We start from the raw sequence: 12,092 nt of genomic DNA on the forward strand, positions 1-12,092 counted from the left end.
TATCGGGTTTTTAACGCACTAATAAACTAAGATGTTAGGTTTATCGCAATCGATCCACAGATTTTACAAGATCTTCATCTCTTTTAATGGCTTTGTTGGCTAAAACCAACATTACGATAGAAATAGCAGGAAGAATAATCCCAATACCCTTCTCAGAAACTTCCGTTTCTCCGGATAAGTTTAGTGTTCGATACACAAAAAATCCTAGTAAAATAAAGTTAAATATCATGTTCAATCTGTTCAAAACAAATTGATTTTGTCGCTTTTTAAAACTAAAAATACTAATTAATGTTAATAATGAACTAATTGCAAAAAAAGCAATGCTAAAAGGTTCGTCGGTAAAAAAAACCGCAACAGTATTATCTATTGTCCAAAGTGAAAAAACAAAAGGTAATGCCGCCGATGCAACCAAGCTAATTGCTAAATAAACAGTTTGAATTCGTTGTAACATGGTATTAATTAAGACAGCAAAAATATACTTTCTTTTTATAAAAAACTATTGTTTTATTTATTTTTATTTGTATTATTGCACTATAAAATCGTAAAAACCTCATTCTACGATTTCTATACTTCCAGTACTAAACCATTTTTATTGGAATAAAAAAAATCAAAATTCATTAGTAAACAACATATTTTCAAAATTACATGTTTGATATAGAAGTATTAAAAGGAATGAAACTTCCTGATTTGCAAGAAATTGCTAAAGCTGCCAACATCAAAAAGTATCGTACAATTAAAAAAGACGATTTAATTTATCAAATTTTAGATGTACAAGCAGCCAATCCAGAAAACATTAAAACAGATGAAACTGTTACAGAAGCTAAAAAACCAGTAAAAGCTGAAACTGAAGCCAAACCGAAAAGAAAGCGTATAAAAGCCGAAAGTGAAGCAAAAACTGAAGCTACTGCAAGAATTGCCTCTAACAAAGAAAAACCTGCTAAAAAAGAAGCACAACCCGCACAAAATAAAGTTAAAGATAAAAAAGCAACAGTTTCTAAAGCACTTGCAAAAACAGAAGATTTAACGGAAGAAGAAAAAAAACTTCGCCAAGAGCAAATAAATAGAGCCAATCAAAATAATCCTAATCACCCTGATTATAAAAAGAAAAATACTACAGAAGCCTCAAATGGGGCAACTCCAAAACAAAATACAAAACAAAATTTTAGAGAACCAGATTACGAGTTCGATGGAATTATTGAAAGCGAAGGTGTTTTAGAAATGATGCCCGATGGTTATGGGTTCTTGCGTTCTTCAGATTATAATTATTTATCATCGCCAGACGATATTTATTTGTCACAATCGCAAATTCGGTTATTTGGTTTAAAAACAGGCGATACGGTAAAAGGAGTAGTGCGTCCGCCAAAAGAAGGCGAAAAATATTTTCCTTTGGTAAAAGTTCTTAAAATTAACGGTCACGATCCGCAAGTGGTTCGCGATAGAATTTCTTTCGAACATTTAACACCTATTTTTCCTAAAGAAAAATTTAATTTAGCCGATAAAGGCAGCACAATTTCAACACGAGTTATCGATTTGTTTTCGCCAATAGGAAAAGGACAACGCGGTATGATTGTTGCTCAGCCAAAAACAGGTAAAACCATGTTGCTAAAAGATGTAGCAAATGCTATTGCGGCTAATCATCCAGAGGTTTATATGATTGTTTTACTTATAGATGAACGCCCAGAAGAAGTTACCGATATGCAACGAAGTGTAAAAGCAGAAGTAGTAGCTTCTACCTTCGATAAAGAACCACAAGAACACGTAAAAATTGCCAATATTGTATTAGAAAAAGCAAAACGATTAGTAGAATGCGGACACGATGTGGTTATTCTATTAGATTCAATAACTCGTTTAGCTCGAGCATACAATACTGTGCAACCCGCATCGGGTAAAGTATTAAGTGGTGGTGTTGATGCAAATGCACTTCAAAAGCCAAAACGTTTTTTTGGGGCAGCTCGTAATATTGAAAAAGGCGGTTCATTAAGTATTATTGCTACAGCGCTTACCGAAACAGGTTCTAAAATGGACGAAGTTATTTTCGAAGAATTTAAAGGAACAGGTAATATGGAACTACAGTTAGATAGACGTATAGCAAACAAACGAATTTTCCCAGCTATCGATTTGGTTTCTTCAAGTACACGTCGCGACGATTTATTGTTAGATGAAACCACCGTACAACGTATGTGGATTATGCGTAAATATTTAGCCGATATGAACCCTGTAGAAGCTATGGATTTTATTTACGATAGATTTAAACGAACGCATAGCAACGAAGAATTTTTAATTTCGATGAACGAATAATAAAAACAAAAAAATCCATTTCAATTGAAATGGATTTTTTTATAAACCAAACTGAAAATTAAATTTTTATACCAGGTGGTAAAAGTTCCTTATATTTTCTGTTTTTTCTGAAAAAAGAAATTAACTTAGCATGCGTAGGCACCACTTTTAATTTTCGATCTTTAGCTATTTCTAAAACATTAATAATAAATTCTTGGTGCAAATTTTCATCACTATTGTCGTTACAACAAAATTTAGTAAGAAATATTTTGCGTTCTTGTAAAGAATATTCAATTGTAACCAAACCTTCATCGGTATTGATTTCAAATTGTCGTAAAAGTTCGTTGTCTTTAATATCCATTTTATCGAGTATTACTGATAATAATTATTTGTATAAAATAACTAATGATATCTAAAATTAAATAGGGTAAATTATAAACCACAAAGGTACGAAATATGAAATCAAAATCAAAAACATAAATATTTATTAAATTTACTGCCGAAAAAAAAATATTCAACTACCTTTATACAAAAACAAATAAAGATGAAAATTCCGGTTTATTTTATTCCCGGATTAGCCGCAAGTTCTGAAATTTTTAATAATATAAAATTACCAAACGAAAGTTTTGAAACGTATTTTTTAGAATGGTTTTTACCTAGTACTAACGAAAGTTTGCAAGATTACGCCAAGCGAATGGCATTGCAAATACAACACAAAAATCCGGTTTTAATAGGTGTTTCTTTTGGCGGTATTATAGCGCAAGAAATAGCAAAACATATAGAAACCAAAAAAGTTATTATTATTTCGAGCATAAAAAGTAATAGCGAAATGCCAAAACGAATGAAAATTGCTAAACTTATAAAACTATATAGGCTATTACCAACAGCATTTTTGTCGAATATTGAAAAATTCACTTTTCTTTCGTTTAGTAAAACAATTGATAAACGGTTAAAACTTTATAAAAAATATTTTAAAATGCGCGATAAAAAATATTTGGATTGGGCATTAAAAAATGTTATTTTGTGGCAACAAAATGCAGCAAGCTCAAGTGTAATTCATATTCATGGAGAAAAAGATGAGGTTTTTCCTGCAAAAAACATTAAAAATTGTATTTTAGTTAAAAATGGAACACATATAATGATTATTAACCAATACAAATGGTTAAACAAAAATTTACCTTGTATTATAATAGAAAACAACGAAAATTAAAATATTTTGTACACATGAAAAAAATAGTTGCCATTGCCAGCGTAGTTGCTTTAAGTAGTCTTTTTATTTTTGCTACAGCCACAAGAATAAAAGAAAAGCAAATAGATACATCGCACACCATTTACCCTAAACAAATGGATTTTGCAAACGAAAATGTTCCTATGCACATTGTAGATGTAGAAGAACGTTTAGACAGGGAAATGATTGTTAATATGAACTACCATTCTAATACTATTTTAGTTATTAAACGGGCTAATAAAGTTTTTCCAATAATTGAACCAATTTTAGCTAAAAATGGGGTTCCAGACGATTTTAAATATTTAGCCGTTATCGAAAGTAGTTTGGCAAATGTTACTTCTCCAGCCGGAGCAAAAGGTATTTGGCAATTTATGCCTGCAACGGCAAAAGAAAAAGGTTTAGAAGTAAACAGTAATGTAGATGAACGTTATCATTTAGAAAAAGCTACACAAGCCGCTTGCGAATATTTACTAGAAGCCAAGCAACAATTTGGAAGCTGGACATTAGTTGCTGCATCTTATAATGTAGGTATGAACGGTATAAGCCGTCGTTTAGAAGAACAACAAGTGTCTAATTATTACGATTTGTTATTGCCCGAAGAGACTTCGCGTTATGTGTTTCGTATTTTGGCATTAAAAGAAATTATGAAAAACCCAAGCAAATACAATTTCAATATTTCCGACGATATGAAGTATAGTTTACCCGAAACAACTTCAATAACAGTAGCTACCGAAATACCCGATTTAGTAGCCTTTGCAAAAGAAAAAGGTATTAATTATAAAACACTAAAATACTATAACCCATGGCTTCGCGAAGACAAATTGAATAATAAATCAGGAAAACAATACCAAATTGTACTTCCAGCTAACCAATAATAAAATAATGAAAATAAAACCAATGACCATACAAACTATATTAATTTTAATTTGCATAGGCTTAGTAGCCGGTATTTTAAGCGGATTAATCGGAATTGGAGGCGGAATTATAATTGTACCAATGCTCCTATTAGTCGGTTTTTCGCAACAACAAGCACAAGGAACTAGCCTAGCGGCACTTTTACCACCAGTAACACTTTTAGCTGTAATTAATTATCACAAAGAAGGCTATGTAGATTGGCGTTTTGCTATTATGATTTCCGTTTTTTTTATTTTAGGCGGTTTTTTAGGAAGTAAAATAGCCATTGGTTTAGACGAAAAAATACTCAAAAAAGTATTTGGAGTATTACTTTTACTAATTGCAGGAAAAATGATATTTTCAAAATAAATTAAAAAATATCTAATTAACTTAAAGAGTAATTACTCTTCACTAATCACTAAAATTAAATCTTTTTCATTTGCTGTTGCATCATTTTTATTTGGTCTTTCAACATATTATGTTTGTCTAGTTTTTTAGCTTCGTTTAATAATTTTGATGCTTCCATTTTGCGGCGTTTGGTCATGGCTATTCCAGCTAATTGTAATTTTGCTAAAGCTAAATCTTGATCCATAGACAAACCTAAATCAATAGCTTTTTTAAAATACTTTTCAGCTTGTGTTAAATTGGTTTGCGAATTAAAAATACCGTGTAAATAATTATAATAACCTTGTTGTTTTTGTACTAAAGCCGTTTCTGGATTCTTAATTTTGTCGAGCCATTTTTTTGCACCGTCCATATCTTGTTTGCGCAATTTAAAGAAGGCAAGTAAAATATATTCATTTTTAAAATATAAGAATACAGGAACTAGCGCTAGTACAATTAAGAAAATTCCATTTCCAATATTATTTTCGGTAAATTGATATACAGCAAATGCTAGTATTAATGCGGCAAGTACTAATTTGATATTTTTATTAAACATAAAGTTCTATTTTTAATGAATTGCAAAGGTAATAAAATCAATTAAAAATATTTTTAAAAAAGTGCTTGCTATTGAAAAAAGACTTTGTATATTTGCACTCGGTTTTCCAAGAACGGTTACCAAATGAGTTTTTAATTAGATTTATTACAGATTTTAAAAAATACAAGCAATGAGTAAGAGAACGTTTCAACCATCAAAAAGAAAAAGAAGAAACAAACACGGTTTCATGGAAAGAATGGCTTCTGTAAACGGAAGAAAAGTACTTGCTCGTAGAAGAGCAAAAGGAAGACATAAGTTGACTGTTTCTAGCGAACCAAGACACAAAAAATAATGTTCTTTTACCAGCAAAAAATACAAAGGTGTTACTTTTAATAGTAGCACCTTTTTTTTATATTTGAAAAACAAATACTAAACATAACAACTTAAACAACAACACACTACAATGCCAAAAAACAACTCTATTAAATCGGTTTTAATTATCGGCTCGGGGCCTATAGTTATAGGTCAAGCTTGCGAATTTGATTATGCGGGTTCACAATCGGCACGTTCTTTAAAAGAAGAAGGAATTGAAGTTATTCTTATCAACTCAAATCCTGCAACTATTATGACCGATCCTTCTATGGCCGATTATGTTTATTTAAAGCCATTAACCACTAAATCGATTATCGAAATTTTAAAAGAGCATCCGCAAATAGATGCTGTTTTACCAACAATGGGCGGGCAAACGGCACTTAATTTATGTATTGAGGCTAACGAAAAAGGAATTTGGAACGATTTTAATGTGCGAATGATTGGAGTTGATATAAACGCCATCGAAATTACCGAAGACCGCGATAAGTTTAAGCAATTGTTAGCAACTATCGATATTCCTGTTGCGCCTGCTAAAACCGCAAATTCTTTTTTGAAAGGAAAAGAAATTGCACAAGAATTTGGTTTTCCATTGGTTATTCGTCCTTCCTTTACTTTAGGGGGAACAGGTGCTGCTTTTGTACATAAAAAAGAAGATTTTGATGAGCTTTTAACAAGAGGTTTAGAAGCTTCGCCCATACATGAAGTTTTAATTGATAAAGCACTTTTGGGTTGGAAAGAATACGAATTGGAATTGCTTCGCGATAAAAACGACAATGTTGTTATAATTTGTACCATAGAAAATATGGACCCAATGGGAATTCACACAGGCGATAGTATAACCGTTGCACCAGCCATGACGCTTTCGGATACTACATTTCAGAAAATGCGTGATATGGCCATAAAAATGATGCGAAGTATTGGAAATTTTGCAGGCGGTTGTAATGTTCAGTTTGCTGTTTCACCCGATGAAAAAGAAGATATTGTCGCCATCGAAATTAATCCGCGTGTATCTCGTTCTTCGGCATTAGCTTCAAAAGCCACAGGTTATCCTATTGCTAAAATTGCTTCAAAATTGGCGCTAGGTTATCATTTAGATGAATTAAATAATCAGATTACAAAATCAACATCGGCTCTTTTTGAACCTACTTTGGATTATGTAATTGTTAAAATTCCTCGTTGGAATTTTGATAAATTTGAAGGTTCAGATAGAACTTTAGGTTTACAAATGAAATCGGTAGGAGAGGTTATGGGTATTGGTCGTTCGTTTCAAGAAGCTTTGCACAAAGCAACCCAATCTTTAGAAATTAAACGTAATGGTTTAGGTGCAGATGGTAAAGGCTATAAAAATTACGAACAAATAATTGAAAAGCTAACCTATGCCAGCTGGGATAGAGTTTTTGTAATTTACGATGCAATTGCCATGGGAATTCCATTGAGTCGTATTCATGAAATTACACGAATTGATATGTGGTTTTTAAAACAATATGAAGAATTATATTATTTGGAAAAAGAAATTTCAAACTATAAAGTCGATTCGCTGCCCAAAGAATTACTGCTAGAAGCCAAGCAAAAAGGCTATGGCGACCGTCAAATTGCCCACATGATGGGTTGTTTAGAAAGTCAAGTACATAAATTGCGAGATGATTTAGGAATACAACGTGTTTATAAATTGGTTGATACTTGTGCTGCCGAATTTAAAGCCCAAACGCCTTATTATTACTCTACATTTGAAGCCGAAATTGAAACTGCTGATGGGGAACGATATGTTGCTAACGAGAGTATCGTTTCAAATAAAAAGAAAGTCGTGGTTTTAGGTTCTGGTCCAAACCGAATTGGACAAGGTATTGAGTTTGATTATTCATGTGTTCATGGGGTTTTAGCAGCAAAAGAATGTGGTTACGAAACCATTATGATTAACTGTAACCCCGAAACCGTTTCTACCGATTTTGATACGGCAGATAAATTATATTTTGAACCTGTTTTTTGGGAACACATTTACGATATTATTCAGCATGAAAAACCAGAAGGTGTAATTGTACAATTAGGCGGACAAACCGCTTTAAAATTGGCAGAAAAATTATCGAAATACGGTATAAAAATATTAGGAACTTCATTTGATGCGCTAGATTTAGCCGAAGATAGAGGTCGTTTTTCAGAGTTATTATCCGAATTGAATATTCCATTCCCTAAATTTGGTGTAGCAGAAAATGCTGATGAAGCCTCAAAATTAGCTGATACATTAGATTTTCCTTTATTAGTACGACCATCATATGTGTTGGGTGGTCAAGGCATGAAAATTGTCATCAATAAACAAGAATTGGAAGAACATGTTATCGAAATTTTAAAGCATATTCCAAATAATAAATTACTTTTAGACCATTATTTAGATGGCGCTATAGAAGCAGAAGCAGACGCTATTTGCGATGGCGAAAATGTGTATATCATTGGTATAATGGAGCATATTGAGCCTTGTGGTGTGCATTCGGGCGATAGTAATGCTACGTTGCCGCCTTTTAATTTAGGCGAATTTGTAATGCAACAAATAAAAGACCATACCAAGCGCATTGCAATTGCTTTAAAAACCGTTGGTTTAATTAATATTCAATTTGCGATTAAAGATGATGTAGTGTATATTATTGAAGCCAACCCTAGAGCTTCGCGTACCGTACCATTTATAGCAAAAGCGTATGGCGAACCGTATGTAAATTATGCGACTAAAGTAATGCTCGGACATAATAAAGTAACCGATTTCACTTTTGTACCAAAATTAAATGGTTATGCAATAAAACAGCCGGTTTTCTCTTTTAACAAATTCCCAAATGTAAACAAAGCTTTAGGACCAGAAATGAAATCGACAGGCGAGAGCATTTTGTTTATAGACGATTTAAAAGACGATCAGTTTTACGAATTGTACTCAAGAAGAAAAATGTATTTGACAAGATAAGAAAAGCTCCGCAATTGCGGAGCTTTTTGTTTAAGGTTGCAAGGATTTTAAATCTTTGCTATTGGATAAATATTGTCGTGGAATTTTCGGAAAATTCCGAAGTAGGCGAGAAGCTACAATAATAGCTAATCAATGTTGTAAATCTTTTTTATTTCAAAATATTTTCAACATCCATTCTTCCATGTAGAATTCTAACAATTTCAATTTCATTTTTTGATTTAATCTCATAAAAAATAATATGTCTATGAGCTTTAAATCCAAAAATAGTGATTCCAAATTCTTTATAATTTCTTCCAATGTTTGGATTGTTTGCTAAATCTTGACACATTTCAAGGAGAAGAAAATAATAAGTGTCAGCCTGATTTTCTGACCATTCTTCAAATGTATAGTTCCAAATAGTAGTTAAATCATCAACAGCTTTGTTAGTTAAATTAAAACTTCCCATTAATTTTTCTTTAAAGCTTTAATAGCTGCTAAATGTTTCTTTGCGTCAAAATTTTTAGCAATTCCACTTTCTTTCCCTTCTATAATTGCATTTTTTAGAATAAAAATTTTATTTTCCTCTTCTTCTAAAAGTCTAAGTCCGGCACGAATTACCTCACTAGCATTTTTAAACCGACCTGTAGTTATGCTATTTTCGACAAAATTTTCAAAATAATTTCCTAATGAAACGGATGTGTTTTTTCCCATGACTTTATTTTTTTTGATAAAGTTACCAAAAATTGGTAATATTTCCAAATTTTTAAAATTATGTCAAACGAACTGCTAAACGTAGTTCTGCTTTTTTTGAGTAAATATAAGAAATTTGTTAAAACAATTGACAAATAAACAGCTTCCGCTTTCAATTTGTCAATTGGTTGTCAAATAGTAAACGTAGTTTACGTAATTTGTACAAATTTCGCTTATTGGGAACAAAAAAAGCAGAGCCAAATTACTTTTAGCTTATGTTAGTACACGTTTTCCCTCGATGGGCAGCTAAAGCTGTCGTTTACAGGTATTAAAAAAAGTAATTTGGTTTAGCAGTTCGTTAGAACACATTTCCAAAGGGGCGGGAGTGCGAAGCACGTAGCAACTTTGGTCAGCTTTAGCTGAATGTGTTCTAACGGTCTCGTATAACCGTCAGTTACGGGTTAAATTAGCGATTATTTTCGGTTAAGAACAGACGTTAGCAATTCCGAGTGGATTCGGACGTAGTCGAATCCGCCGTAATTGCGGTTATACATTGTTGTGAGCTGGCTTTTTTCCATAAAAACTTTTTATTCGGTTAGAGTACTTATGATATATAAATAGTCCAATTCCAAAAATTCCTAATCCAAACGAAATTAGAAATCCAAATCTTGAATGTGATTTCGACTCACTAAAGTCATAAATTATTTCGCCATTTCTATCAGCTATTTGGAAAACAGTCGGATTATATTCATCTTTTTGACTTTTTTTTATCCAAACGGTAGCTCTTTCCGATTTTTTTAATTGCTTTTCTAAATTTTCAAATCTTTGGTTAAATCTACTTTGTCCTATGTTTTTCATTAGAACATAAATACTTTGAGTTGAATTTAGAGTGAATTTTAGTTCAGATTTTATGCTTTTTGAACCTCTTGAACTTTCTACACGAGTGTAATAAATTTTTAAATTTCCAATTTCTCCACTTTGTTCAATTAATGAACTTTTAAAAGTAAAAAGAGTTGATGCAAAAAAATAAAATGCACAAATAATCGCAGTAATTCCAACAAATAATCCTTTTTCAGCGTAATATGCTTTATCCATTTATTTCTTTCAGCGTAATATTTTGTTCAGCTTGCTCACAACGTCTCCGGCTATGAGTAGTTGCGTGGTTTAGCGATTAACTTTGCAAGTACACACCAAACTGAAAATCCGCGAGGATTTTCAGAAGTAGGCGAGAACAAGCAATTACTTATAGCCATTGTTAGCAAACGTTATTGCTTTATAAATTTCAGTGTTATTCCATTGTTAAACTTCAAGAAATACAATCCATTCGTTAATTGACTAATATCTATTTTTTCATTATCAGTTAAATGACCAGTGTTTATTTTTTTACCTATTACATTATAAATACTAAAACTTTGTTTTTGTTTTAATCCATTAATTTGAATATAATTAAACGCTGGATTAGGATATATAGATATTTTTTCTTCTTGTTCAGCTATATCATTCAGGCTTAATGTTGGGTCTGTCATTAAACGTACATTGTCTATATAAACAGGTGTACCGTTTGTTACATTATTTCCTGGTTGACTTCCAATCCATTTAAATGTAATATCACCTGTTGATGTTGTTGTAATACTTTGAGTCCTATGGGTTGTAAAACCTGTTGTTACTGGTGAGATTATGTAATTGTTTAATGAGGATGTACCATCTGTAATTTGGTTATAATATGTAAAGTCAACATTGGCATTGGTGTTCCCTTCATCAAATTGATACTCTATATAGTAGCTGCCTGCTGGTACACTAGAAAACGTAACCATATCTATGGTGCATATTTGATCGAGATAATATCCAATGTAATTAAATTGTAAACCTTGCCCTGTTCCGTTAACATCTGCATTAGATGACAAGGATATATTATTTGTAAAGCTTGTGGGACCTGTAGAGGCTGGAACGGTAGAAGCAGTATCAAAATTTTCTTCTTCTACCATTGTACTTCCAGAAACTGTAGTAGGCAATGGGCCATTCATTTTTATTAATTCAACATTATCAATATATACAGTTGAAGATGTATACCCTACCCCAAATGGTGACATATACATTGTAAAACTTAAATCACTGGTCGTTGTAATTGAAATTTGAGGTGTATAGCGTTTACTAAAAACCCCTGATGAAAATACCTCTATGCCTTGGGTCTTGTAGTTTGTACCGTCAGAAATTAAAGCCTCATAACTAAACTGTGTAGCATTATTATTAATATCATATTGTATAATGTAGTCACCTGGTGCTACATTTGTAAACGTATGTAGTGTAATTTCTTCGTCATTAAATAAATTAGCATCATAATAAAAAGCAACGCCTTGTCCTGTTCCATTTACATCTGCAGTAGCAGTAAAATCAATTGTGTTTTTAAAATCAGTAAATGTAACACCAAAACCCAAAACGGCATCAAAAGTAAAATAATCTGAAGCTGGTGTTGGTGGTGTAACGGCATCAAAGTTTTCTGTGGCAATTACTGTTCCATCTTCTGTTGGTGTTTGTGCATTGCTAAATGTTAATGTAAAGATAGTTAGTACTGTTAAAAAGTAAATTTGTTTCATTTTTATAATTTTAAGTATTAATATTTTGTTTTAATGTTTGCTAACGTCCTGCGGCTACAAGTAGTGGCGTGAGCCAGTACCAAGCCATAACAAATATAAACTTATTTTTAGAAAATTCGGAGAATTTTCGGAATAATTCACTGACCTAGCCATTACTTGTAACCGCTGTTAGCGGTAGTTGTTTTATTATGGTCA

General features: G+C 32.0%; 13 protein-coding genes. 6 read left to right on the forward strand and 7 right to left on the reverse strand.

Translation table 11 applies throughout. The features are described 5' to 3' along the window. Window positions 1–40: 40 nt before the first annotated feature. Window positions 41–451: a DUF4293 domain-containing protein gene (locus R2808_RS06405; protein WP_371270134.1), complete on the reverse strand. Its 411-nt coding sequence runs from the start codon at window positions 449–451 to the stop codon at window positions 41–43. Between the two features lie 194 nt (window positions 452–645). On the opposite strand from R2808_RS06405, the gene rho reads away from it, so the two are divergent. Next, complete coding sequence (rho, locus tag R2808_RS06410) at window positions 646–2,298, forward strand: transcription termination factor Rho (RefSeq protein WP_371270135.1); 1,653 nt, start codon at window positions 646–648, stop codon at window positions 2,296–2,298. A gap of 58 nt (window positions 2,299–2,356) precedes the next feature. Here the strand turns inward: rho and R2808_RS06415 are convergent, their stop codons facing one another. Next, on the reverse strand, window positions 2,357–2,638 hold the full coding sequence (locus R2808_RS06415; protein WP_371270136.1) for an N-acetyltransferase: 282 nt from the start codon (window positions 2,636–2,638) through the stop codon (window positions 2,357–2,359). 183 nt (window positions 2,639–2,821) lie between these two features. Here R2808_RS06415 and R2808_RS06420 point away from each other — a divergent pair, with 183 nt between their 5' ends. Genes R2808_RS06420 through R2808_RS06430 form a run of 3 tightly spaced genes read left to right on the forward strand, consistent with a single transcriptional unit; the run spans window position 2,822 to window position 4,768 of the window. After that, entirely contained in the window at window positions 2,822–3,487 is a 666-nt protein-coding gene (locus R2808_RS06420) for an esterase/lipase family protein (RefSeq protein ID WP_371270137.1), read from the forward strand. A gap of 14 nt (window positions 3,488–3,501) precedes the next feature. Continuing rightward, a complete protein-coding gene (locus R2808_RS06425; protein ID WP_371270138.1) occupies window positions 3,502–4,380 on the forward strand; it encodes a lytic transglycosylase domain-containing protein in 879 nt (292 codons plus the stop codon). Window positions 4,381–4,387: 7 nt separating this feature from the next. Further along, window positions 4,388–4,768: a sulfite exporter TauE/SafE family protein gene (locus tag R2808_RS06430; protein ID WP_371270139.1), complete on the forward strand. Its 381-nt coding sequence runs from the start codon at window positions 4,388–4,390 to the stop codon at window positions 4,766–4,768. 55 nt (window positions 4,769–4,823) lie between these two features. Here R2808_RS06430 and R2808_RS06435 read toward each other — a convergent pair whose 3' ends face one another. Next, on the reverse strand, window positions 4,824–5,339 hold the full coding sequence (locus R2808_RS06435; RefSeq protein WP_371270140.1) for a DUF2892 domain-containing protein: 516 nt from the start codon (window positions 5,337–5,339) through the stop codon (window positions 4,824–4,826). 169 nt (window positions 5,340–5,508) lie between these two features. Here R2808_RS06435 and rpmH point away from each other — a divergent pair, with 169 nt between their 5' ends. Next, window positions 5,509–5,670 carry a 50S ribosomal protein L34 gene (gene rpmH, locus R2808_RS06440; protein WP_014165143.1) on the forward strand — a complete coding sequence of 54 codons (162 nt, stop codon included), beginning with the start codon at window positions 5,509–5,511 and terminating at the stop codon, window positions 5,668–5,670. Window positions 5,671–5,781: 111 nt separating this feature from the next. Next, complete coding sequence (gene carB, locus R2808_RS06445) at window positions 5,782–8,634, forward strand: carbamoyl-phosphate synthase large subunit (protein ID WP_371270141.1); 2,853 nt, start codon at window positions 5,782–5,784, stop codon at window positions 8,632–8,634. A 148-nt stretch (window positions 8,635–8,782) separates the two neighbouring features. Here carB and R2808_RS06450 read toward each other — a convergent pair whose 3' ends face one another. From R2808_RS06450 to R2808_RS06465, 4 genes are all read right to left on the reverse strand, one after another. Next, complete coding sequence (locus R2808_RS06450) at window positions 8,783–9,079, reverse strand: type II toxin-antitoxin system RelE/ParE family toxin (protein WP_371270142.1); 297 nt, start codon at window positions 9,077–9,079, stop codon at window positions 8,783–8,785. Next, window positions 9,079–9,324 carry a type II toxin-antitoxin system ParD family antitoxin gene (locus R2808_RS06455; protein WP_371270147.1) on the reverse strand — a complete coding sequence of 82 codons (246 nt, stop codon included), beginning with the start codon at window positions 9,322–9,324 and terminating at the stop codon, window positions 9,079–9,081. The genes R2808_RS06450 and R2808_RS06455 overlap by 1 nt, the downstream gene beginning before the upstream one ends. A 525-nt stretch (window positions 9,325–9,849) precedes the next feature. Continuing rightward, complete coding sequence (locus tag R2808_RS06460; protein ID WP_371270143.1) at window positions 9,850–10,398, reverse strand: hypothetical protein; 549 nt, start codon at window positions 10,396–10,398, stop codon at window positions 9,850–9,852. A gap of 170 nt (window positions 10,399–10,568) precedes the next feature. Then, a complete protein-coding gene (locus tag R2808_RS06465) occupies window positions 10,569–11,897 on the reverse strand; it encodes a T9SS type A sorting domain-containing protein (RefSeq protein WP_371270144.1) in 1,329 nt (442 codons plus the stop codon). Window positions 11,898–12,092 lie beyond the last annotated feature (195 nt).

This window comes from Flavobacterium sp., from assembly GCF_041392005.1.
Classification (GTDB): domain Bacteria; phylum Bacteroidota; class Bacteroidia; order Flavobacteriales; family Flavobacteriaceae; genus Flavobacterium.